This window comes from Parafrankia irregularis, from assembly GCF_001536285.1.
Lineage (GTDB): Bacteria > Actinomycetota > Actinomycetes > Frankiales > Frankiaceae > Parafrankia > Parafrankia irregularis.
Genome location: NZ_FAOZ01000043.1, coordinates 34,034 through 57,975 on the forward strand (window position 1 = coordinate 34,034; position 23,942 = coordinate 57,975).

Genomic DNA, 23,942 nt, shown 5'->3' on the forward strand with positions numbered 1-23,942 from the left:
GGGACGGCCGGCCTCGCGCCGCGCGGGACAGCGTGGGCCTGGCCGGATGGTGGGAGGTGAGGGGTGTTATCGGGGCAGGGCCCGACGGACGGCGGTGAGGCGCATCACCGGCAAGGTGATGCGCACACCGCTGTGCTCCGCGCCCCGGACGAGGGCCTGTTCGTACCTGCCGACGAGCCGCTGGTCTGTGATCGTGCTTCTCATCAGCTGTGCCGTGGACGGGCCACCGGGTGTGACAGGGCGGGAGAGGTAGGCCTTCACCGCGTCGACTTCCCGGAGATCCACATGGACCCAGTCGCAGCGGGGAAGCCCGGCGTCCAGGCCTGTCAGCTGGCCCGCGAGGACGAGTCCGCGTTCGCTGAGGCGGCGCGCGGCGCGTAGCGCGGGGGTCGCGTTCCCGACGGCGGTGTGGACGAGATCGACCTCGGACGGGTCGATGCCCTGCCAGTCGAGCTCCACCCGTTGTTCGGCGTGCAGCGGCTCGCGGATCGACAGGCGCCCGCCCACCTCGAGGACCCGCGCGGCCTCGGCCATCAGGCCGCGCAGCGGCGCGCGGTAGGCGAACACCCGGTTGGCGACGACGACCTGCGCCGACGCGGATGGCAGGTCCAGGGTGAACGGGTCCGTACCGATCCAGCGGACAGTGCCTGCGCCGGGCATCGGCCTCGCCTGCCGGATCACGGGCACCCGCGGGGTGACGGTCGACACGGTGCCCTCGGGGCCGACGCGTCGCAGCGCCTCCAAGGTGAGCAGCGCGGTCTCGTCGCCGAGGTTGACGACATGCTCACCGGGCCTGATGCCGGCGTCGTCGAGGATCTGGGCGCATTCGACCTGCGCGCGGCGCTGGTCGACCGACGTCGTTCCCGCGGCCCAGCCGGGCGTGGGCCACGCCTGCGCCGGCTCCGTCATACGCATCGCATCCGCCCTCCCGAACGTGATCGCCTTGGCCGGGCGGAGCGGCTGGGATATCCGGGCTTGCGGGCCCGCCCGTTCTCCGGCCTGTCCAGGAAACCCGGCCCCCGGTGCGGGCGGTACCGTCCACTCTCCGTCCAACCGCGACCGGTCGACGACGGAAGGTGGCGGCCTTCGGTAGTTTCCCCCGAAACGTTGCGACCATTCCCTGTTCGACCAGCCTGGAGGGCACCGCGTGCCGATCGGATCAGTGTTCTTCGACGTCGGGGAGACGATCGTGGACGAGTCCCGGGAGTACGGGACGTGGGCGGACTGGCTGGGGGTGCCGCGGCACACGTTCTCCGCCGTGTTCGGCGCGGTGATCGCCCGCGGGTTGGACTACCGGCTGGTGTTCCAGGTGTTCCGGCCCGGGTTCGACCTCCAGGTGGAACGGGAACGGCGCGCGGCGGCCGGGCGGCCGGAGTCGTTCGGTGAGGACGACCTGTACGCCGACGCCCGGCCCTGCCTGGCGGCGCTACGCGCCGACGGCCTGCGGGTCGGGCTGGCGGGTAACCAGACCGCCCGCGCCGAAACCCTCCTGCGGGCGTTGGACCTGCCCGTCGACGTGATCGGCACCTCGGACGGCTGGGGTGTGGAGAAACCCGCGGCGGGCTTCTTCCAGCGCCTGATCGCCGAGGCGGGCTGCCCGGCCGGGGAGATCCTGTACGTCGGGGACCGGCTCGACAACGACATCCGCCCCGCGCAGGCCGCCGGTTTGGCGACCGCGCTGGTGCGCCGGGGCCCGTGGGGCCACATCCTCACCGAGCCGGCCGTTGCCGACGGCTGCCTGTTCCACCTCGACTCGCTGGTCGACCTCCCCGATCTGGTGCGCGCCCACAACGCGGCGCGCTGACACCCCCCGGGGTGAGGTCAGGGTGCCGGTGACAGCGCTCGGATCCGCCCGTCGAGGTGCCGGCCGTGCGCGCTGTCTCCCAGCAGGGGCCGCAGCGCGCGGACACGGTCCAGGCCGGTCGCGTACCAGTCGACGGTGAGCGCCTCGATCGCCTGGCCGAGGTAGTCCGCGACGCGGTCACCATCCCCGCCACAGGCGCCCGCGAGATCGGCCAGCACCACGATCCGCTGCTTGCCTCCCCGCGTCCCGAGCCCGCCGGCCGCCGCCGTGAGCCGGCGGGCGGCCTCCGCGTGATCGCCGGTGGTGAGGGCGGCGTAGCCGGCGAAGGAGTCCAGCCGGGCCGCGTCGTAGAAGTCGAACCAGGCCAGACCGCTGCCCCCGTCGGGTAGTGACGCTTCGGCGAGGTCGATCTGGTGACGGCTGGCCGCCGGGGCGCAGCTTCTGGCCTCGATCTCCGAGGACACACCGTGCAACCATGAGCGGACGAGGGGATCGACGCCGTGCCAGCAGTGCTGCAACGCGGCGGTGATCAGGTTCCGCGCAGCGTCGGGATCCCGCCCCCAGCCGGGCACGAAGGCCATATGGCCCAGGACCGCGGCGGCGAACGCGTGGTCCCCGGCCTCCCTGCTGGCGGTGAGCGCGACCTCGTAGCACCGTGAGGCGACGGCCGGCTGACCGAGATCGAAGAAGGCGAGGCGGCCGGTGAGCAACGCCGACTGGACCAGCCCGGCGGCGAGCGCCACGCGGTCCGCGCCACGGGCTCCGCGCACGAGCGCGACACCCAGATGGGTGTGCGCGTAGGACGCCTCGAACAACGGACCCGCGGGGCTGGTCCAGTAGAGCTCCCACTGCCCCTGGGCGATCCTCGCGTAGGCGCCGGGTGCCACCTCGGACGACCCGGCCGGCGTAGCGCCGTCGGCCGGTGTCGCGGACAGAAGCGGGCTCAGCAGCGGCAGCGTTCCCGCTCCCAGCATCGCGCGCAGGACCGCGGCGCGGTCCCAGTACTCGCTGGCCATGCCGTCCTCCCGTCTCCTCGACGTGTCAGGGCGCATCCTGAGCTCCTCCTCTGTCAGGAGGCCGAGCTCGCTCGCGGGTTTCCCGAACAGGGTCACCAGGTGCTTGCGGTACCGAGGTTCGGGACGGCGCTCACCGGTCTCCCAGCGGCGGACCGTGTTGGCCGACAGACCGGTGTAGGTCTCACCGGCCCGGTCCATCTCCGCGCCGACGCGGCGGGCGACCTCGTCCTGCGACCAGCCACGCTCGAGCCGTTCCCAGGCCAGGTTCCGGTTCGGAGGATGACGGTGACCTGCCACTGCCCACCTCCCACAGATCGTCCGGCAGGAGCCGTCGACGGCACGACGCTAGCCGACCTGCTACCTTCCGTCATCATCCGGTCGCCAGTGGACGGGCTGTGGACGGCACCGGCCCACGCCGGCGACCGCGCCTGCTGGCCGGCGGGGCCGGACGATCGGGAACCGGACGAACGGACCCGGAACCTGACCCGCACCCCCGACCATCAGGCCGACCCGCGACGACGTACTGGCGGGGTCGTGGCCACCGCCGAACGGGGGTCGCGGTGGCGCCGCAGGACGCCGGGTCGGGTTGCCGCGCGCCGATCACGCCCGTGCTGGGTCCGGCGGAGCCGCCGCCGGGGAACCGGTCCCGCGTTCGCGTCGTGCGCGGTCCTGCCAGGCAGAAGGGAGGGCCCGGACACCGTCACGGTGTCCGGGCCCTCCCTTCTGCCTGGCTATTCCTTGATGGTGCGGGCGCTTTTCTGGCGGGGGATGAGACGGGCGACGCCTTCGGCTATCTCGCGGGCGAGTTCGGGGAGGATATGGGCGTAGGTGTCCGCGGTGATGGCGATGCTGGCGTGTCCGAGGAGTTCCTGGACGGCTTTGATATCGGCGCCGGCCGCGAGGGCGAGGGTCGCCGCTCCGTGCCGCAGATCGTGCAGGCGGATCGGAGGTAGGCCGGCGGCGGCGACGAGCTCCTTGAAATGCTTGGTGACCTCATCGGGAATGAGCGGAGAGCCGTTGGGTTCGGTGAAGACGAGACCGTTGTCGGCCCAGTGCGCGCCGTGGGAGAGACGGTGGGCGTTCTGGCGGGCACGGCGGTGACGGAGAACCGTGACGGTGTCGGCGTCGAGGGAGATCTGCCGGTCTCCGGCATCGGATTTCGGGGCGCCCATCTCGGTGTCCGCCCCGTACTGGGTGATCTGCCAGCGGACGGTGAGGCTGCCCTCGTCGAGATCGAGATCGGTCCAGTGGACACCGCAGGCCTCTCCACGGCGCAGACCACGGTGGGCGATGAGGTGATACAGCTCGTAGTACCGGTCGTTCCGTGCTTCCGCGAGGTCGAGGAAAGCACCGGTCTGGGCCGGGGTCCACACCATCACCGGTGAGGGAACCTCGCCGGTGGCGCGCCAGCGGGCGACACGTTCCTTCGTCCACAGCAACGCCTTGGGTCGCTTCCCGGAAGGGAGCTCGACCCACGCCGCCGGGTTGAACGTGATCAGACCGATGCGGATGCCGTGGTTGAGCGCCGCGCGCAGCGTGGCCCGGATCCGCTGTTTGTAGGCGTCGCTGGTGACTTTCTGCCCCTTGAACATCTCCCGACGCTCGGGGTCCTTCCCGGCGCGGATCCGCCGGATCGTCTCGTTACGGATGTCGATCCGGTCGAACATGTCATCGAGATGGCCGATCGTGAGCTGATCGAGCCGGATGTCCCCGATGAACGGCACCAGGTGCATGCGGATCGATACCTCGTACCCTTCGCGGGTGGACCGTCGGATCGTGCGACGTCCCGCCAGCCAGGTGTATAGCCATTCCCCGACAGTGATCTGCGGGTTGAGGTCGGCACGGCGCCGGTACCTTTCCTTGACCACGGCGGGATCCGGCAGCGGATCCCCGGCTTTGATCGCGTCGAGGATGAGGTCCCGGATCTGGCCGACGCCGTGGCTGTCGCTCCCGGGAATGGCCACGAGATCCTGGATATTCCTGATCTCGTCGCTGGCCGCGTCGTGCGAAGGAAGACCAGACCGGCGCGCTTCCTGCCGGCGGCCGTCGGCGCTCGGAGGAAGGTCCACGCGGTAGTGCCAGGTCCCGTGATGGGAACTCCAGATACCGTTCCTCCTGCGGAGCTTCGGGCAGCTGTTTCCCAGCTGCCGGCGGGTTTCCGGGTCGCGGCATCCGCACCGCTTGAAGATCGATCCGTTCGGGTTAGCCATGGGACTCGTCACGGGCGCTCCAGTAGCAGGCGAAGAATGTGGTGGGCCCGGCCGGTCGGATAATCGAATACGCCGCCCGGGAACGCATTCGATTCAGCCCGGTCGTTTCGTTTCCTGTCAAGCGGATTCCCCATTTTCTTTGTGAATCCCGAGAAGGTGTTTGAGGGGTGCGGTGGGTACCTGGTAGCGGCCTTTGATGCGGAGTACGGGGACGGGGAACTCGTCGCGGGCGGCGAGTTCGTAGGCCTTCGTCCGGCCGATACCGAGGATTTCACCGGCGGTGACAATGCCGACTCGTGCCCCGAGCTGATCTATTTCTTTTTCAGTCCACGTCTTCACTCGACTCCTCGCGAGGACGGGTGCGGTTCTCCTCTGGGGGCGGGCGAGCCTCGGCGCTGCTTCCCGAAAGGGCTCCCCGAGAGGCACGGGAAAGGGCCGGGGGCGTCCGCCGGGCGGGCGGGCGGGCGGGCGGGCGGCGCGGCGGTGCCGGCGCGGACCGTCGCGCGCCGGGGCGGGCGCCCCCGGGTCCGAAGATGATCTGACGGTGATCTGACTGTTATTGCGTGTGCAACTTGTGTCAGATCACCGTCAGATCACTGTCAGATCACCGTCAGGTCCTGTTTATGCAGGTCAGAGCTGGTGTCAGGTCTGCTGGTCGGGTATCGGCCGGGTGGTGAAAAGCAGGATGTCCTCGTGGGCGGTGACGTGGAGGGGGGTGCCGGCGGCGTGGGCGGTGCGGGCGTTGTGGAGGGCGAAGAACGTCGTGCGGGACACCAGACGGCCTTGGCGCAGACCGGCGAGGAGCGCCGCGGCGCGGGCGACGCGGACGAGCCCGACCTGCTGGGCGCTGTGCAGGATCGCGCCGGGAAGGTCGACGAGCTCGCCGTCCTGGCGGTACGGACGCACCGCGACCGCGACGATTCCACCGGGGCGGAGAAGGGCCGCGGCGCCGGTGAGAATCTCGGTGAATCCGGCCAGGAGATCGGTGAGGTCGGTGTTGGCGAGGTTTCCCCTGCCGGTGCTGTAGGTGTAGTCCCGTTTCCGGACCCCGTTCTCACGGTCCGCCTCGACAGTGCCGTGGGTCGCTTTCCCATAGGGCGGCGAGGTGAGCACCAGCGCGGCCTTTCCCCGCGCGGCCTCGGGGGCGAGGTCGGGGAGCTGGCGGGAGTCTCCGGTGAGGAGCCGGATGGTCCCGGTGGCGCCCTGGGTGAGCGCGAGGGTGGCGTTGGCGCGACCGATGACGGCCCAGCGGGACTCGTATTCGATCCCGAGGGCGTTCCGTCCGAGGTGGGCGGCCTCCACCAGTGTGGTGCCGATACCGCACATGGGGTCGACGATAAGATCACCGGGCTCGGTGAAGGCGTCGATGATGTGCCGGGCGAGAGCGGGCAGCATCCGGGCGGGATGCGCCAGGGATTCGGGCACGTATCGGTTCAGCCGCTGGAAACGGGGATGGGTCTGCGATACCGCCCAGACGGTGAGCGGGACGGGGATATGGCGGTCAGCCACGCGCACCACCACCGGGCTTGGCGAACACGGCCAGATCGGTGTGGACCGGATGCAGGGGCCCGTGATCGGACGGGATGTCCGCCGGGGGGTGAAGGCCGTCGTCCTGGATGGGACTGGTGAGGATGATGATGTGCTGGAGGTAGCGCAGCCCGGCTGCACGGGCTGCGGTGATGGTGTCCGCGAGCGGATCGGCGGACCCGCCGGCAGGGGTGTGCACGGTGAGGCAATATCCCCCGGGTCGGAGCATGCGGGCGAGGGTGCTCAGGTCGGCGAGAAGTGTTTCCGGGCTGGCGGCGGGCGGGTGGTCGATGACGAGTCCCGCGTCGCCGTCCCAGTTTCTGGTGCTGCCGGGAATGGTGCCCTCCGGTGTGCGGCGGAGCGCGATGTAGCGGCGCCGAAGATAGTCAGCGGCCCCGGTGAGGATTCCCCTGTCGTCGAGGCTGATGACAAGGTCGCGCGTGTTGCTGAAGGTAGCGAGGGCGCGGGCGGCGGCCTCGGCGGGGAGAGCCCCGGAGATTTCCGGGGTGGCGGTGGGCCAGACGGTGAGCGGAATGATCCGCGGCTGTGTGGTTCGGCTGGGACGGGGCTGGGGCATTCGGTTCCTCCGCACGGGAATTCCGGCGCACGCCACCCTGGGAAGGGCGGCGGGCGGCGGGATGGGGTGTGTGGGGCCGAGTGTTTTCCAGACCGTCTGACGGTGATCTGACACAGATCTGACTCTGATCATCTGCGGGGTTCACGGCAGCGTTGTTGATCAGAGTCAGATCACCGTCAGATCAGTGTCAGATCACCGTCAGATCGCTTCCGGAGGCCTTTTCGCCCTGTCTGCCTGGGCGTGGACGAGTGTCAGATCAGTGTCAGATCACCGTCAGATGGGGTGTGGCGTCCTTGGGGCCGACCGAAACACAGGGCCTCACGGACGGGAGTCCATCCATGGCGGTGCACGATTTTGAGGACACGACGGGATCGGCGTTGGATCTGGTCGAGACGTCGTTTCTGACCCTGACGGAATCCCCGGGTGGGCTGGGGGTGAACGGCGCCGATTTCCCGGGTTTGGCGGACCGGTGGTTCGGTCTGCGGGACCTGCGGGTGGAGATGACTCGGCCGCAGGCCTCGTGGGCGACCCGGAACGCGGTGTGGGCGTTTCTTCTCGCGGCGCGGGACGTGGACGCGTGGAAGGTCGCGGCCGTGGGAATGGCGATGCCGGCGCTGCGGCATATCACGGCCACGCTGGCCCCGGTCTACCGCGGCGAGGCCGCCGATCTGGACGCGGAGGTGCTGACCGGCTTTATCGACGTGTACGCCGGGCTGCCCGCCGGGACGCGGGGAATCCCCGGCCGTCTGGCGTTCGGTGCCTACGAGGCGGGGCTGGTCGAGGTGGCCGGCTATCGCAAGCCCGGAATGGACCTTCCGGTCCTGGGCGCCTTGCCGCGGCCGTGGCTCGAGCCTCGGTGGTTGCTCGCGCAGGCGGTGGAACGGGCGGTGATCAGCCCGCCGGACGCGCGGCTGCTGGCGCTGACCCGGCTGCAGGGGGTGACGGTGGCGGCGGTGTCCGAGCGCAGCGGTGTCCCGGGTGAGGAGCTCGCGATCCGCCGCGACGCCGCGGAGCTGGAGCTGGCCGTCGCGGTCGGGGCCGGTGAGCTGGGCCCCGGCACGGGTGGTGGCCGATGACCCGGTTCTCGGCGGTGTGGGTCCGGCTGGTGCGTGCGGTGCGTCGTCGGGTGGGGCGGGTGCCGGCGGACCTGTGGCTCGGGGTGTGCGCGGGGCTCGCCGGAGGGCTGGGGTGGGTCCTGAGCCCGGCCGGGTCCGCTCCCGGTCCCGGGTGGGAACTGATCGGCTCGCCGGCGGGGTGGGCCCGGGTCGCCGCGGCGGTGCTGTGCGCGGTGTTCGCGCTGCTTCTCCTGGTGTGTGACGAGCCGTGGCTTGCCCGGGGCGCGGGGAGTGAGGCGGACCGGCGGCGGCTGTTGCGGCTGGCGGTGCTGCTGGCCGGGGTCGTCGTCGGGGTCATCGTCCTGGCGGGGGTGTCCGATGCGGCGGTGGTGGCGCAGGTGGCTCCGCCTCCGCCGGCCGGGGTGTCGACCGCGCCGGATCTGAAGACCGTGTTGGACAACGCGCGGAACTGGATGATGGGGATCCTCGCGACGGTCGCGACGTTCTTCTTCACGCTTGGGGCGGCGCGGTACGCGAGCGCGAACGGGGATCCCGGCGAGGTCGAGCGGGCGAAGGGCTCGTTCCGTAACGCGGCGCTCGGCTACGGGTTGGCCGTCCTCGCCCCGCTCCTGGTGAAGGCCTTGCAGTCCGTGGTCGGTGCCTGATGCCCCGACCACCGCGCAGGCCACGGCGGCCGTGGGCACGGCGGGCCGGGGTGGCGGTGTGTGTGCTGGTGGTGGGTGCGGGGGTGCTGGCCGGGTCGGTCGGGGTCGCCGACGCGGTCACGGTTCCGGCTCCTCCGGCGGCGTCTCCCGCACCCGCTCCGGCCGGGACTCCGGCGCGGCAGGTGGACCCCTCCGCCCCGGAGGCGGGGGCATCCCCGTCGGCGCCGTCCCCCTCCGCCGGGGCGACACCCGACCCTTCCGCCGGGGCCACCCCCCGTCCCTCCGCCGGGGCTCCGGCGGCGGACAGCGGTACCGGCGACGTCCCGCCGCCACCGTCGGCGGAGCTCGCGCCGACGGCCCCGGCGGACCCGAGTGAGGATCCGGCGGCGGGGCAGCCGACCCCGACCCCGAACCCGCAGCCCGGGGCGTCCCCGGACCCGAACGCGGGCGGTGACGGCGGCTGGGTGAGCAGCCTGCTCTCGTTCGGCTGGCTCGATATTCCGGGGCGGATCCTGAGGGCGATCAACGGTTGGTTCGCCGGGCTCGTCGAGGCGGCGGTCGAGCCGGTCGTACGCCTGCTCGGTCAGACGGTGCTGTCCACCCCGGACGTGACCCAGCAGCCACGGGTCCGGGAGCTGTGGAAAGGCACCCTGCTGATCGCGGACAGTCTGATGCTGCTGGTCCTGATGGCCGGCGGTGTCGCCGCGATGGGCTACGACAGCGTGCAGACCCGCGCCACCGCCAAAGAGATGTTGCCGCGGATGATCCTCGGGTTCGGCGCCGCGAACCTCTCCCTGCCCCTGATGAGCTGGGCCATCACCGCCGCGAACGCCCTGTCCCGGGCCTTCACGGACATGGGCGGCCTCGACAGCAGCGGCGCGTTCAGTGCGCTACTCACCGTGCTGGCCGCCGGCGCCCTGGCCGATATCTTCCTGGTCCTGCTCGCGATCGGCGTGGTCGGGCTGATGGTGATGCTGATCGTCGGGTGGATCATCCGGGTGGCGGCGATGATGGCCCTGGCCGTCGCCGGCCCGCTGCTGCTGATCTGCCATGGCCTGCCCTGGACCGAGGGCGCGGCGAACCTGTGGTGGCGGGCCCTCGGGAGCTGCCTGGCGGTGCAGGTCGGCCAGTCGGTCCTGCTCACCCTGGGCATCCGGGTCCTGCTCGCCACCGATGACGGCGCCTACAACCCGATCCCGACGTCGGACACCCTGGCGAACCTGCTCACCTCCGCCGCCTTGTTCTACCTCGCCGTGAAGATCCAGTCGTATGCCACCCAGCACCTGATGGGCGGCGGCCGGTCGACCGTCGTGTCGCTGGTGAAGTACCGGCTGCTGCGCCAAGGCGCCCGCCGGCTCGGTATCCCGCTCTGACCGGCCTTACCGCCATCCCCCTTTCTCCTCTCCCTTTCTCGTTCTGTCGCCTGAAAGGTCGTACTCACGCATGCCTGAAATACCCGGATCTGACAGGGTTCGTATTCCCTCCGATGTCGACCGGCCGGACCGGATCCTGGCCGGTCTGACTGCCCGGCAGCTGACGTTGCTCGCGCCACCGGTGCTGCTCGCTCTCGCGGTGTACTGGACGGCGTCGCCGTATCTGCCGCTGCCGGTGGTGGCGCTGCTGGTGGTGCCGCTGCTCGGCGCCGGTGTGGCGCTCGCGTTGGGGCAGCGCGGCGGGCTGACCGCGGACCGGTACGCCACCGCGGCCCTGGCCCACCACCGCACCCCCAAGGTCCAGATCGTCGCCCCCGACGGGGTGCCCGCGCAGCCCGGCTGGGTCCCGGACATCCCCGCCGCCCGCCGCCGCAAGCCCGTGGCGGCCAGGCCGCTGGCCGCCGGAGTCGACGCGGCCGGTGTCGTCGACCTGCACGGCGCGGTCGCCGTCGTCGCCGAGATCGCCGGGGTGAACCTGGCCCTGGCCGGTGACGCCGACACCGCGCGGAAGGTCACCGGCTACGGGCGGATGCTCAACGCCCTGTCCGGCCCGGTCCAGATCACCCTCCGCGGCGTACCGGTCCGCCTCGACCCGCACCTGGACCGGCTTCGTGCCCTCGCGGAGCAGGCACCCCACCCGGCACTGGCCGCCGCTGCCCGCGATCACGCCGTGTTCCTCGGCGATCTCGCGGCGACCCGGCAGCTGCGGACCCGGCAGATCCTGCTCACCGCCCACGAACCCATCCCGCCGGGCCGCGGTGGGCGGGACACCGCCGCCGCCACCGCGGCACGCCGCATCGAGGAAGCCCTCGGCCTGCTCGCCGCCGCCGGGCTACGCGGCCGGATCCTCACCGGCCCGGAGCTGACCGCCCTGCTCGCCGCCGCCGCCGACCCTGCCGGCCCGCCGCCCCCCGAGCACGTCACCGCGACCGGCCCGGTCCGCGGCCACACCCCGATCGGAGCCCGCCGATGAGCCGCACCCGCCACCGCCCGCACCTCGCCCCGCCCTCAGCCGGCCGCCGGCCTCTGCTTCCCGGCCGCAGGCAGGGGGCAGGCACGGGGCTCCCGGCACAGGGCCCGGCACTGTTCACCCCACCGGCGCTGCTGGTCGAGTCGGGGCAGGTCGAGGTCAGTGGGATCTGCGCGACCACCATCGTCGTGGTCGGCTACCCACGGGAAGTCGGCCCCGGGTGGATGGAGCCGCTGCTCGCCTACCCGGGCCGGGTCGATGTCGCCCTGCATGTGGACCCGACCCCACCCGCGGTGGCGGCGCTGCGGCTGCGCCGCCAGCTGGGCCGCCTCGAGTCCGACCGCCGTGCCGACGCCGCCGCGGGGCGGCTCGTCGACCCCGAGCTCGACGCCGCCGCCGCGGACGCGGGCGAGCTGGCCCGCCAGGTCGCCCGCGGCGAGGCACGCCTGTTCCGCGTCGGCCTGTATCTGACCGTCTACGCCGACACCCGCGACCAGCTCGCCGAGGAGGCCGCGCGGGTCACCGCGCTCGCGCACAGCCTGCTGCTCACGGTCCGCCGGGCCCGGTACCGGACGGTGCAGGGCTGGGTCTCGACCCTGCCCCTCGGCCTGGACCTCCTCCACATCCGCCGCGCGTTCGACACCGAAGCGCTGGCCGCGGGGATCCCGTTCACCACCCCCGACCTGCCACTGCCCGACGTGGACCGCCCCGGTGCGGCGCCCGTCGTCTACGGCACGAACCTGTACTCCGCCGGGATCGTGAGCGCTGATCGGTGGGCGCAGCCGAACTACAACTCGGTCACCACCGGCGCTTCCGGTGCCGGGAAGAGCTTCCTAATGAAGATCGACGTTCTGCGTTCCCTCTACCAGGGCGTCCACGTCACGGTCATTGATCCGGAGGACGAGTACGCCCGGCTCGCCGACGCCGTCGGTGGGACCCGCCTCGCTCTCGGCGCCCCCGGAGTCCACCTCAACCCGCTCGACCTGCCGGCTCACTCCCGCCAGGACCCCGACCTGCTGACGCGGCGCGCTCTGTTCTGCCACACCCTGATCTCCACGTTGCTCGGTGACCGCACCGGCCCCGACAGCGGTCTGGGCGCGGGGGACCGGGCGGTGTTGGACGCGGCGATCCTCACCGCCTACCAGCAGGCGGGCATCACCCACGATCCGAGCACCTGGACCCGGCCCGCGCCCCTGCTCGCCGACGTCGCCGCCGCCCTCACCGGTCTCGAGGACCCGGCGGGCCCCGCGCTCGCCGCCCGTCTCGCCCCGTTCGTGTCGGGGTCGCACGCCGGTCTGTTCGCGCATCCGACCAGCACCCAGCCCACCGGGCATCTCGTCGTCTACTCCCTGCGTGCCCTGCCCGATGAGCTGAAAGCGGTCGGGACGCTGCTCACGCTGGACGCGATCTGGCGAGGCGTCGCTGACCCGGCGAAGCGACGCCGACGCCTGGTCGTGGTGGACGAGGGCTGGCTGCTCATGTCGCACCCCGCCGGTGCGAGGTTCCTGTTCCGGCTGGCGAAGGCGGCCCGCAAGCACTGGGCCGGGCTCGCCATCGCGACCCAGGACTCCGCCGACCTGCTCGGCTCCGAGCTGGGGCGGGCGGTCGTCGCGAACAGTGCGACGCAGATCCTGCTGCGTCAGGACCCCAGCGTGATCGACGAGCTGCGCCGCGTCTACAAGCTCACCGACGGCGAGGCCACCCAGTTGCTCACCGCCGGCCCCGGCGACGCCCTCCTGCTCACCGGGACCGGGCAGCGCACCGCCCTGCACGTCCTCGCCTCACCGGCCGAATACGACCTGATCACCACAGACCCGGTCGACACCACCACCGGCATCGATTCCGGTGACGGCGACCTGCTCGACGCGGCCCGTCCGCAGACCCCCGCCCAGGCGGAGACCGGTGTGGGTCGTGGTCCACGCCGGCCGGCTGCCCGGCCGGTGGACGACGACACCGACCCGTTCTAACCCGCCCCGCACCACATCCCGGCCCGGTCGTGCCGCCGACGAAACCCCCCGGCGGCGGCACGACGCCGGCCCGGCGATCCCGTCCGGCCATGTCCTGTGTGTCCTGCTCGTAAGCCTGGAGGCACCTTCGTGATTCTCGCCAGTTCGGCCCCCTCCGCGGGGCTCCCCCCCGTTCCTCCTCCGCCCCCTCCGCCCGCTCCGGAGGTGCCGGTGTGGCTCACCGATCCCGGCCGGATCCTCACCGGTGTAAGCAGCTGGCTGGCCGGCCATGCCGGCTGGTGGCCGCTCGCCGTCCTCACCGTTGCCCTGGTGGTGGCGGCGGGTTACGCCCGGGGCCGGGTCCGTGCCCACCGGCACGCGGTACTGCTCGACGGGGCGCGGACGGTGGAGATCCTGACCCCGCCCGAGGTGTCCGCCCACGCCGCGGAGATCTTCTGGGGGCAGATGGGTGGCCTGCAACGCCCCTTCTGGGAACGGCTGTTCCACGGCCAGCCCCATCTGGGCTGGGAACTGCTCGCCACCCGCGCCGGGACCGTGATCCGGCTGTGGGTCCCCGGCCCGGTCCCACCGGGCATGGTGGAGCGGGCGGTGCAGGCCGCGTGGCCCGGCGCCCGGACCACGACCCGCCCGGCGGACGCGCCGCTGCCGGGGGACGCGCTGGCGATCGGCGGGCAACTCCGCCTCGCCCAGGTCGACGTCCTCCCGCTACGCGCCGACACCTCCGGCGACCCGATCCGCTCCCTGCTCAGTGCCGCGTCCGAGCTCGACGACGACGAAGCCGCCGTCGTCCAGCTGCTGGCCCGGCCGGTCACCGGACGGCGTCTGACCCTGGCACGGCGTGCGGCGGCACGCCAACGGGGCCAGTACACGCCCAGCCCGGTGGGTCGCGCCCTCGACCTGATCACCCCTCACGCCGGGCCCCGCCCGGCGGCCGGGCAGGTCGTGGGCCAGACCGGGCCGACCCCGCCGGAGGACTCCGCAGCGTCGCGCGCCATGGGCATCAAGGCGGTCGGGCCGCGGTGGGAGGCGACGGTCACCTACGCGGCGGCTCACCTGACCCCACCCGACGACACCGACGAGCAGCGTCGTGCCGTGGTGATGCTGCGCGGCCGGGCCCACGCGTTGGCCTCCGCGTTCGCCTTGTACTCCGGCCACAACTATTTGCGCCGGCTTCGCCTGCCCCACCCGGTTCCGCTGCTCGCCGCCCGCCGGCTACGCCGCGGGGACCTGCTCGCCGTCACCGAACTCGCCGCCCTCGCCCACCTGCCCTTGGACACCGCCGTCCCGGGACTGTCCCGCGCGGGCGCCGCGGCCGTCGCACCGCCCGCCGGGATCCCCGAAGCCGGACCCCGCGTCAAGCCGCTGGGCATGTCCGAGGCCGGCCGGCGCCGTCCGGTGGGGCTGAACGTCGCCGACGCCCGCCACCACGTCCACGTCGTCGGTGCCACCGGCTCCGGCAAATCGACGCTGCTGGCGAACATGATCCTCGCCGACGCGGAAGCCCGCCGCGGTCTCGCGGTCTTCGACCCCAAGGGCGACCTCGTCAACGACGTCCTGGCCCGGCTGCCCGAGGACGCCGCCAGCAGGGTTGTGCTCCTCGACCCCGAAGACCCCGCCGCCCCACCGTGTCTGAACATCCTCGACGGCGGCGACCCCGACCTCGCCACCGACCAGCTCGTCGGGATCTTCCGCCGGATCTGGTCCGATAGCTGGGGGCCGAGGACCGACGACCTGCTCCGCGCGACCTGCCTGACCCTGCTCGAACGCCGCACCCGGACCGGGATCACGCCGACGTTGAAGGACATCGTCGGCGTCCTCACCGCGACGAACACGCGACGCCAGGCCACCGAGGGCGTGACCGATCCGATCCTGATCAGTTTCTGGACCTGGTACGAGCAGCTGTCCGACGGGGCCCGCGCCGCCGCGATCGGCCCGATCCTCAACAAACTCCGCGCACTGCTGCTGCGTGGGTTCGCCCGCCAGGCCCTCGCCGCGGGTCCGTCGACCGTGGACCTGCGTGAGGTCCTCGACCACGGCGGGATCCTCCTCGTCCGCATCCCCAAAGGCGTGATCGGCGAGGACGCGTCCCGCATCGTCGGCTCCGTCGTGCTCGCGAAAATCTGGCAAACCGTGTTGCACCGGGCCCGCCTGGACCCCGATCAGCGTCCCGACGCCACCTGTTTCCTTGACGAGGCGGTGCGCCACGAAGCGCTGCAGGTCTGAGAGCGGCAGGTAGCCGCTGATGACCGTAACACCGGGTGGGGTGAAAGGACCCACCGCCAGCCAGTCGCAGCTGGCTGGTGAAGCTGAGGACAGTCCGATCCGGGAAACGCCGGTGAGGGCGGGAGCAGTCCTGACAACGACGGGACGGCCTGGAACTACCAGACAGGCCGGGTCCGGCAAGCGAGACGGAAAGGTGTACGAGAGGAACCGGCGTGTGAAGCCCCGTAAGCGAGGAACCAGCTCCAACCTGGTGGATATGGGCTGGGATGCAGCGCGTGACCGTCGCGATCAACTGTTGATGGTCAACTCCGTAACCGTGTCTGCTTCGACGGGAAGGAGGCCAGTGGGAATGCCTGCGGCGTACCACTGGCGATGCTGCCGGGGAAGAGTCGGGCACCTCCTCCGTCAACCGGTGTGCAGTGAACGTGGGAACCATCCGTGGCCGCCCTACCCGCCGGGACACCGTCCCGGCGAAGGGCAGGACCGTTGTCGTCTGACGGCCACGCGATGGGACGGAGGACCCGTAGTAGTCCGAGCGCGGGAAAGCCGCGTACATGGCGAAGGGGTCCAGCAAGTCAAGCAGCCGAAGAACTGGAATGCCAGGAGGGTACGCCGGTGAATACCGACGCATCGACGGAAGCGCTCATGCGGGCGCGCCGTCGGGTACTGGGGATCCAGACCAAGCTGCACCGCTGGGCGACCAGCGATCCTCACCAAAGGTTCGATGATCTGTTCAATCTCGTCACCGACCCGGCTTTCCTTTTGGTGGCCTGGGATCGGGTGCGGGGCAACAAAGGCGCCAGGACCGCCGGCGTGGACGGCCGCACCGCGCGGTCGATCCAGGTGACGGACGGTGTCGAGCAGTTCCTCGACGAGCTTCGCGGCTCGCTGAAGGACCGCTCGTTCACCCCGTTGCCGGTGGCGGAACGGATGATCCCGAAAGCCGGCGGGCAGCTACGCCGGCTGGGGATCCCGACCGTCGCCGACCGGGTGGTCCAGGCGTCGCTGAAGCTGGTGTTGGAGCCGATCTTCGAGGCGGATTTCCGCCCGTGTTCCTACGGGTTCCGTCCGAACCGCCAGGCCAGGGACGCCGTCGCCGAGATCGTCTTCCTCACGACCAACAAAGCACAGTACGACTGGATCGTCGAGGGAGACATCAAGGCGTGCTTCGACGAGATCGACCACACGGCCCTGATGGGCCGGGTGCGTCGACGAGTCGGAGACAAGCGTGTCCTGAACCTGGTGAAGGCATTCTTGAAAGCTGGCATCCTCACGCAGGAACGCCAGCTCCGCAAGACCGATGCCGGCGCCCCGCAAGGGGCGATCCTCTCACCGTTGCTGAGTAACGTGGCCCTGTCGGTGCTGGACGATTTCATCGCCCACGCACCGGGCGGCCCGTCGACCAGTCCGCATTTTCGGGCCAAGCGTCGTCGGCAGGGCCTGCCGAATTTCCGGCTGGTCCGTTACGCCGATGACTGGTGCCTGATGGTGGCAGGTGACCGCGACCATGCGGAAACCCTGCGTGAGGAGATCGCGGGGGTTCTGTCCACGATGGGCCTACGCCTGTCCGAGGGCAAGACCCTGATCACCCATATCGACGAGGGTCTGGACTTCCTGGGGTGGCGCATCCAACGCCACCTGAAGAAGGGGACGACAGATCGGCGCTTCGTCTACACCTACCCGGCGAAGAAATCTCTCGCCAATATCACCATGAAGGTGAAGGCGTTGTGCGGGCAGACCACGAACCAAGACCTGGCCGACCTGCTACCTGGCCTCAACCAGGCACTGCGGGGCTGGTGCACCTACTTCCAGCCAGGGGTGTCCTCCAGAACGTTCCAGTACCTGCGCGCTTTCGTCTGGAAGCACGTCTGGGAATGGATCCGGAGGAAGCATCCCAAGAACAATTGGAAGGAACTCCGCCGCCGCTACTGCGACGGCGGCTGGTGGCCCAGCAGCAACGGGATAACCCTCTTCAACCCCGGCGAGGTACGCACGACCACCTACCGGTACCGAGGAAAGGTCATCCCCACGCCATGGCCGGTCGAACAGTGAGGAGCGCCATCATGCCCGAGCGGGACCTGCGGAGAGCCGGATGCGTAGAGATGCGCATGTCCGGTTCGGGAAGCGGCTCGCGGAATCCCACCGGTGGAGACACCGGCAGGGCGCCGCGAGTCGACTTTCACCAAAATTTCTTGACGATGCCGGGGGCGGTGGAGGACATGCTCGCCGAGGCCCGAGGCTACCGGCTGTCCATGACCCTCGCCCACCAGCATCTGCGCCAGTTGCCTGATGACCTGGCGGACGCGCTGAGTACGAACGCACGCAGCAAGCTGTTCTTCGGCGTATCCCCGAAAGACGCCGCGGACCTGGCCCGGCATGTCAGCCCGGTCCTCACCCAGCACGACCTCGCCCGGCTACCCGCCTGGACGGCCGCGGCCCGCCTCGTCGTGAACCAGGAGGACACCGCGGCGTTCACCCTGCGGACCCGACCCCTGACGCCCCCGGTGCCGGGCCGGGCGGACGCGCTGCGGGAAGCCGCCCGGCGCCACGCCGTGGTACCTGATGCCGGGCGCGGCCCGCGAGGAGGCCGGCCGTGAGCGAGCGGGAACAGACCCTGCTGGGGTTGGCGGGCCGGCTCACCTCCCGGGACCGGTGGATCTTCGCGATGCTGCGCGAACACCGTGTCCTGACCCGCCACCAGCTCACCCGCCTGGCGTTCACCGGTGAACGGATGACCCGGCTGCGTCTGGCGACCCTGCACCAGCTCCACACCGTCGACCGGCTCCGCCCCTACTACCTGTGGGGACGCGGCACCGGCCCGTACTACTACATCCTCGGCCCCGCCGGTGCGGCGATCCTCGCCGCCGAACGCGGCCTGAGTGTCGCCGACCTCGGTTACCGCCGCGACAAGCTGCACGCCTGGGCGAACTCCCCACGGCTGGCCCACCTCGTCGGTGTCAACACCGTCTTCACCGCCTTCGCCCACGCCAGCCGGTCCCGCCCCGACGACGAGGGGCTGACCGTCTGGTGGTCCGAACAACGCGCCTCCGGCCTGTGGGGCCAGTGGATCCGCCCCGACGGCTACGGCACCTGGCAGACCGGTCGCAGGCGGCTCGACTTCTTCGTCGAGTTCGACACCGGCAGTGAGTCGCTGTCCCAGGTCGCCCGCAAGATCCCCGGCTACACCCGCCTCGCCGCCTCGAGCGGCCTGACCAGCCCCGTCCTGATCTGGCTGCCGTCGGTGAACCGGGAACGGGAACTACGCGCCCGGCTCGCGACGACACCGGCCGGGGTCGTCATCGTCACCGCCGCGCCCGCGCCGCTGACCGCTCCCGCCCCGCCCCGCGCTCCGGCCGACCTCGCGCCCGCCGGGCCGGTCTGGCTGCCCCTGAACACCTCCACCCGCACCGACCTCGACGGCCTCACCCACCGGTACGGCACACCGATCACCACCCGGTCCCCGCTCGACACCCCCGAACCCGGCCAGGAGGACGACACCGACCCGGCTCCCAGCCCACGCCAACCCCCGCTGAGTTTCGGCCCCCCGCCACCGCTGGGACGCTGAGTGGGCCGGCTGTTCGCCGGACTGTGCGCCCTGCTCCTCGCGGTGCCGCTGCTCGCCGGTGCCGCCGCCGCGGGCATCCTCGGCGGTGGCAGCGGCGGCGGAACGTCGCAGCCGCCGCCCTCCCCAGCGGCGGAGCAACAGATCCCCGCCGACTATCAGCGGTTGTATGCCGCTGCCGCGGCCACCTGCCCCGGGCTGTCCTGGAGCGTGCTGGCCGCGGTCGGGAAAGTCGAGACCGACCACGGCCAGAACCCGGACTGGACCTCCGACGCCGGCGGGCCGATGCAGTTCGAGCCCGCCACGTTCGCCGCCTACGGGGTCGACGGCGACGCCGACGGCACCGCCGACATCAACAATCCCGCCGACGCCATCTACTCCGCCGCGCACTATCTCTGCGCCTCCGGCGCACGTGACGGCGCGAACATTCCCGCCGCGCTCTACACCTATAACAAGGACAATTCCTATGTCGCGCGTGTTCTCACCCAGGCTGACGTCTACACCAGCGCTGACATTTCCGTCACCACCGGGCCGTCGGAGGCGGCGCTGACCGCGGTGGACTACGCCACCGCCCAGCTCGGTCTGCCGTATCTGTGGGGTGGGGATGGCCCCCAGTTGACTGAACTACCAGATGGCCGGGTCAAGGTCACCGGCGGTTTTGACTGCTCGGGTCTGACTCGTGCTGCCTATGCGGCAGCCGGGGTCAACTTGCCCCGAACCGCCCAGCAACAGTACGAAGCGGGACCGCTGGTTCCCGCAAGCTCGGTCCTGCAGCCGGGGGACCTGCTGTTCTTCGGGACCGGGCCTGGTGATGTCACGCACGTCGGGATTGCAATCTCGTCAACTCAAATGATTAATGCTCCTCATCGGGGTGCCGTCGTCCGCATCGACTCGATCTGGCGCAATCTTGTAGGGGTAACACGGCCTGCGGATCGGGGATGAAGGTGACCACGGTGTGGCTGGATAGGAATAGTGATTTTCGCTGTGTGTCCGTCCACCGTCGTAACCGAAGGGCATGGCGACAATCAGACCACTGGATCGCGTGGAGGTTCCGGCGTGGTGAGCGCCCGTTCTCTGCGTCTGTCCGCTGGAGTAGGGCGATGATCGATACTGAGAATGAGTCGCGAGACTTGGCCGCGCTGGTAGTGCCTTGTGTCGGATGCCTGCGAGACACGGGCGAGCTGTTCGAGCCGTACCGTCTGCTGGACGGAACTGGGCGTGTTGTGGAGCCGGTCACGGTCTATTTGAAGGATCTGCAGGCAGCAGGCCGGTCGGCGGCAACGCAACGCTCCTATGGGCTGGACCTTCTTCGCTGGTTCCGTTTCCTGTGGGCGGTTGATGTGTCCTGGGATGCGGCGGGCAGAGTCGAAGCGCGTGACTTCTCCAGCTGGCTGAGAACTATCGACAAGCCGGCGCGGAGCCAGCGAACGAGGAAAGTATCGGGGGCGGGGCGCCCGAACCCAGTCACGGGAAGGCCGGCCCCGGGGGTGAAGTATGCGGCCCGTACAGTCGCGCATAGCGAAACCGTCCTGCGCGCCTTCTATGATTGCCACCGGCGCTGGGGTAGTGGGCCTGTCATAAATCCGTTTCCGCTGGTCCGGCAGCGGGAGGACCAGGGACGGCCCCATGCACACCATAATCCGCTGGAGCCGTTTCGCAACACGAGGGTCGGCTTGTATCGTCCGGGCATCCCGAAGCGGGTACCTCGCGCGATCCCGGACGAGCGCTTCAACGAGTTGTTCGCGGCGTTGCTGAGCCACCGCGACCGTGCACTGGTTGCGTTTTACGTGTCAACCGGTGCTCGCGCGTCCGAGCTGTTGGGGGCTACCCAGGTTGATGCTGACCCAGGCCAGCAATTGATCAGCGTTGTGAGGAAAGGTTCCCGGACAATCCAGCGGCTGCCGGCGTCTCCGGATGCCTTCGTATGGCTTCGTCTGTATCAGCAGGAGGTTCATGATCTGGCGCCGTCCGGACCGGACTGCCCCCTCTGGTGGACATTGCGGCGGCCGGCTCGCCCCTTGACTTATCATGCCGCCAGGGCGGCCCTCAACCGGGCGCAGGCCATGTTGGGGAGTAACTGGACCTTGCATGATTTTCGTCATACGGCCGCCTACCGTATGGCACGGGATCCCCAGGTGGCATTGACCGACGTGCAATGGGTCCTCGGGCACGCCAGCCTGACGACGACGCAGATCTACACGACACCGTTCGAAGACGAGGTCCTCGCCGGAATGCGCGCTCACCATGCCCGCCAGGCCGCGGGCCTTGTCGCGCCACCGCCTCCGCCGGCCGTGGGATACCGGCCTGACAGCCTGCAGGTCCTTTTCCCCGGGAGAACGCCGTGACCGAGGTCTTGGATCGGCCGGATCCATCCATCGGGTCACATTCCATTGTCAGGAAACCCGGGACGATGCGCGGCACCGCTGGCGCTGCCGCGCGTCTGCGGATACAGTTCCCGCCGCGGGCAGTTCCGGGGTCGTGGCCGGAAACCTTCCTTGGCAGTCGTGACATCGTTGAGCTCCTTGTTCCCCCGCCCTACGGGTCTGACAAGCAGGCCGTGCAATGGAAACGACGCAGCGGCATCACCGGCGTCCTGCGGTGGCTGCAGGGCCATTCAGGCGCTACCTGGCAGCAGCGATGGCTCGCCACAGGAGTGCAGGAGATCGACGGGAAGCACTGGCGGGAAATAGCCGTGCAATGGCTGCGGGGAGTCGGCGACGACACCAACGAGCCCTGTCTCTCGACTGGCCTGCTCGCCTTGATCTGCGGGGATGTGATCCGGCCCGGGGTGCGGTGGATGATGACCCGTCATTCCCCGCGTTTCCAAGCGGCCATGGAACGTTCCCGTGACCCCGACGGTTTCGCCCGGCTGCGGGCCTGCGCGCGGGAGAACCCTGCCGCGGCGCCGCTGATGGTCCGTCTCGCTCTCTACCGCACCGCCACGATCATGGCTTGCAAAGGCGGACTCATCGCCGATATCGTCCCCGGCGATTGCGTGGAGTTGCTGGACGTCCAAAGCTCGGTGCAGGCCAAAGGTGGAACCTGCAAGACCTATTTTTACCAGCTCCTGCACGACGCCGGGATCTTCTCTCCCGATGCGCCACCCACGATACGGGCCTTCCGCGGCGCAACCGGACAGCTCACCGTCGAGGCGCTCGTGGATCGGTTCGCTCTACGCTGCCGGCCGGTGCGGAATCTCCTCGTCGAGTATCTGCGTTACCGGCAGCCAGCAGTGGACTACGTCAGCTTGAAGGAACTCGCGGAAAAGCTCGCGGGCCTGTTCTGGGGAGACCTGGAGCGCCACCATCCCGGAATCTACTCCCTCCACCTTCCCGACGAGGTCGCCACGGCTTGGAAGCAACGCATCCAAGTGAGAACTACGAAGGCGGCCGACACTGACGGGGGTTTCGTCGACGTGGAGACCCCGCGGGCGAACGCCAAGAGCTGCATGTTCGCAGTCCGTGCCTTCTATCTTGACATTGCGCAGTGGGCGTTGGAAGACCCAGCCCGTTGGGGCCCTTGGGCCGCGCCCTGCCCCGTCACGCCTGCCGACGTCAATCGGTGGAAAGAGCGGATGCGCCGCAAGGCGCGGATGGACCAGCGCACCCGCGAGCGCCTGCCGCACCTGCCCGCCCTTGTCCGCATTGTCGAGAAGCGTCGCCATGACACCGCGGAGCGTCTCGCCGTCGCTCGCCGCACCGACCCCGGTGAGACCTTCACCATCGCGGACCGCACATTTCTACGGCCACTCATGCCGACCGCTGGCGGCACGAAGGTCTGGGCCGACGACCAGAACAGCGGCGTTCGCCACGACCTGACCTTTGAAGAACACGAAGCGTTCTGGGCATGGGCAACGGTGGAAATCCTGCGACACACCGGAATCCGGGCAGAGGAACTCCTCGAACTCACCCACCACAGCTTCATCCAATACCAGCTTCCCGCCACCGGCGAGCTGGTTCCCCTCCTACAGATAGCGCCGTCAAAAACTGACACCGAACGCCTTCTGCTGATCAGCCCGGAACTCGCCGACGTCCTCAGCGCCGTGGTCTGCCGCGTCCGCGACGCCACTGGAACCGTGCCTCTCGTCCCCTCCTACGACATCCACGAATGCGTCTGGCTTCCGCCGATGCCTCTGCTGTTCCAACGACGCTGGGGCGCCGAAAACCGAGCGATACCACGCCGGTCCATCGAGAAGGCGCTCAGCAACGCCCTCGCACACTCCGGACTGACTGGACCGGACCAAAAGCCCCTCGACTTCACCCCGCACGACTTCCGCCGCATCTTCGTCACCGACGCTGTCATGAGCGGACTCCCACCCCACATCGCCCAGGCCATCTGCGGGCACCGCGACATCAACACCACGATGGGCTACAAGGCGACCTACCCCGAGGAAACGATCGAAGCGCACCGCGCATGGATCTCCCGACGCCGTTCCGTGCGCCCCAGCGAAGAATACCGGACACCGACGGAACAAGAATGGGAAGACTTCTTCGGCCACTTTCAACGGCGCAAAGTATCCCTCGGCACCTGCGGGCGCGCCTACAACACTCCGTGCATCCATGAACATGCCTGCATTCGATGCCCGATGCTGCGGCCTGACCCGGCCCAGCGGCCACGACTCGTCGAGGTTCATGACAACCTGCAAGCACGCATCAGCGAAGCCGAACAGCAAGGATGGCTCGGCGAAATCGAGGGCCTCACCATCAGCCTCGCCGCCGCCGAAGCAAAACTCACCGATCTCGACCGCCTCACCAACCGGCAGACCACCGTCCACCTCGGCATGCCCAGTGTCCATCACCTCGTCGCACGCACCATCACCACCAATGCGCCCGAGAACCGGTCACCCGAGTAGGGCCATCCTCTCACACCCGTCCAGCCAACGACTCAACCGAGACAAATATGATCTGTCCGACTTGCGCAAGTTCAGAGAACC

General features: G+C 70.0%; 19 protein-coding genes. 13 read left to right on the forward strand and 6 right to left on the reverse strand.

Annotated features, from left to right (window positions below):
• Positions 1 to 66 precede the first annotated feature (66 nt).
• Positions 67 to 915: a methyltransferase domain-containing protein gene (locus AWX74_RS35475; RefSeq protein WP_091285807.1), complete on the reverse strand. Its 849-nt coding sequence runs from the start codon at positions 913 to 915 to the stop codon at positions 67 to 69.
• A 232-nt stretch (positions 916 to 1,147) separates the two neighbouring features.
• Between AWX74_RS35475 and AWX74_RS35480 the strand changes: the two genes are divergently transcribed.
• Entirely contained in the window at positions 1,148 to 1,804 is a 657-nt protein-coding gene (locus AWX74_RS35480; protein WP_054569112.1) for an HAD family hydrolase, read from the forward strand.
• A gap of 17 nt (positions 1,805 to 1,821) precedes the next feature.
• On the opposite strand, the gene AWX74_RS35485 is transcribed toward AWX74_RS35480, so the two are convergent.
• From AWX74_RS35485 to AWX74_RS35505, 5 genes are all read right to left on the reverse strand, one after another.
• Positions 1,822 to 3,117, reverse strand: a complete 1,296-nt coding sequence (locus tag AWX74_RS35485; RefSeq protein ID WP_054569113.1) for a helix-turn-helix domain-containing protein — start codon at positions 3,115 to 3,117, stop codon at positions 1,822 to 1,824.
• A 434-nt stretch (positions 3,118 to 3,551) separates the two neighbouring features.
• Positions 3,552 to 5,030 (reverse strand): site-specific integrase, encoded by a 1,479-nt coding sequence (locus AWX74_RS35490; protein ID WP_054569114.1) that lies wholly within the window; start codon positions 5,028 to 5,030, stop codon positions 3,552 to 3,554.
• A 117-nt stretch (positions 5,031 to 5,147) separates the two neighbouring features.
• The gene (locus AWX74_RS35495) at positions 5,148 to 5,369 is read right to left on the reverse strand and encodes a DNA-binding protein (protein WP_083473598.1); all 222 of its coding nucleotides are present in this window, start codon (positions 5,367 to 5,369) and stop codon (positions 5,148 to 5,150) included.
• A 303-nt stretch (positions 5,370 to 5,672) separates the two neighbouring features.
• On the reverse strand, positions 5,673 to 6,545 hold the full coding sequence (locus tag AWX74_RS35500; RefSeq protein WP_054569202.1) for a TRM11 family SAM-dependent methyltransferase: 873 nt from the start codon (positions 6,543 to 6,545) through the stop codon (positions 5,673 to 5,675).
• Positions 6,532 to 7,134 (reverse strand): hypothetical protein, encoded by a 603-nt coding sequence (locus AWX74_RS35505; protein WP_054569115.1) that lies wholly within the window; start codon positions 7,132 to 7,134, stop codon positions 6,532 to 6,534. Before AWX74_RS35505 ends, AWX74_RS35500 begins: the two co-directional genes overlap by 14 nt.
• Positions 7,135 to 7,472: 338 nt before the next feature.
• On the opposite strand from AWX74_RS35505, the gene AWX74_RS35510 reads away from it, so the two are divergent.
• The 12 genes from AWX74_RS35510 to AWX74_RS35570 all read left to right on the forward strand — a co-directional run bounded on the left by AWX74_RS35510 (position 7,473) and on the right by AWX74_RS35570 (position 23,861).
• Positions 7,473 to 8,210: a hypothetical protein gene (locus tag AWX74_RS35510; protein ID WP_054569116.1), complete on the forward strand. Its 738-nt coding sequence runs from the start codon at positions 7,473 to 7,475 to the stop codon at positions 8,208 to 8,210.
• Complete coding sequence (locus AWX74_RS35515; RefSeq protein WP_226931188.1) at positions 8,207 to 8,854, forward strand: pilin; 648 nt, start codon at positions 8,207 to 8,209, stop codon at positions 8,852 to 8,854. The genes AWX74_RS35510 and AWX74_RS35515 overlap by 4 nt, the downstream gene beginning before the upstream one ends.
• Entirely contained in the window at positions 8,854 to 10,227 is a 1,374-nt protein-coding gene (locus AWX74_RS35520) for a TrbL/VirB6 family protein (protein ID WP_226931189.1), read from the forward strand. Before AWX74_RS35515 ends, AWX74_RS35520 begins: the two co-directional genes overlap by 1 nt.
• A gap of 70 nt (positions 10,228 to 10,297) precedes the next feature.
• Positions 10,298 to 11,260: a PrgI family protein gene (locus AWX74_RS35525; RefSeq protein ID WP_054571610.1), complete on the forward strand. Its 963-nt coding sequence runs from the start codon at positions 10,298 to 10,300 to the stop codon at positions 11,258 to 11,260.
• On the forward strand, positions 11,257 to 13,224 hold the full coding sequence (locus AWX74_RS35530; RefSeq protein ID WP_054571609.1) for a VirB4 family type IV secretion system protein: 1,968 nt from the start codon (positions 11,257 to 11,259) through the stop codon (positions 13,222 to 13,224). Before AWX74_RS35525 ends, AWX74_RS35530 begins: the two co-directional genes overlap by 4 nt.
• 210 nt (positions 13,225 to 13,434) lie before the next feature.
• On the forward strand, positions 13,435 to 15,447 hold the full coding sequence (locus AWX74_RS35535; protein WP_235498522.1) for a helicase HerA domain-containing protein: 2,013 nt from the start codon (positions 13,435 to 13,437) through the stop codon (positions 15,445 to 15,447).
• 615 nt (positions 15,448 to 16,062) lie between these two features.
• Positions 16,063 to 17,499, forward strand: a complete 1,437-nt coding sequence (gene ltrA, locus AWX74_RS35545) for a group II intron reverse transcriptase/maturase (protein ID WP_054571607.1) — start codon at positions 16,063 to 16,065, stop codon at positions 17,497 to 17,499.
• Positions 17,500 to 17,645: 146 nt separating this feature from the next.
• A complete protein-coding gene (locus AWX74_RS35550; RefSeq protein WP_242666575.1) occupies positions 17,646 to 18,044 on the forward strand; it encodes a type IV secretory system conjugative DNA transfer family protein in 399 nt (132 codons plus the stop codon).
• Positions 18,041 to 19,012 (forward strand): replication-relaxation family protein, encoded by a 972-nt coding sequence (locus tag AWX74_RS35555; protein ID WP_091285818.1) that lies wholly within the window; start codon positions 18,041 to 18,043, stop codon positions 19,010 to 19,012. Before AWX74_RS35550 ends, AWX74_RS35555 begins: the two co-directional genes overlap by 4 nt.
• Positions 19,013 to 19,951, forward strand: coding sequence for a C40 family peptidase (locus AWX74_RS35560; protein ID WP_054571604.1), 939 nt, complete (start codon positions 19,013 to 19,015; stop codon positions 19,949 to 19,951).
• Between the two features lie 158 nt (positions 19,952 to 20,109).
• Positions 20,110 to 21,354 (forward strand): tyrosine-type recombinase/integrase, encoded by a 1,245-nt coding sequence (locus AWX74_RS35565; protein WP_054571614.1) that lies wholly within the window; start codon positions 20,110 to 20,112, stop codon positions 21,352 to 21,354.
• A complete protein-coding gene (locus AWX74_RS35570) occupies positions 21,351 to 23,861 on the forward strand; it encodes a tyrosine-type recombinase/integrase (RefSeq protein ID WP_200931263.1) in 2,511 nt (836 codons plus the stop codon). Before AWX74_RS35565 ends, AWX74_RS35570 begins: the two co-directional genes overlap by 4 nt.
• The last annotated feature ends 81 nt before the right edge of the window (positions 23,862 to 23,942 follow it).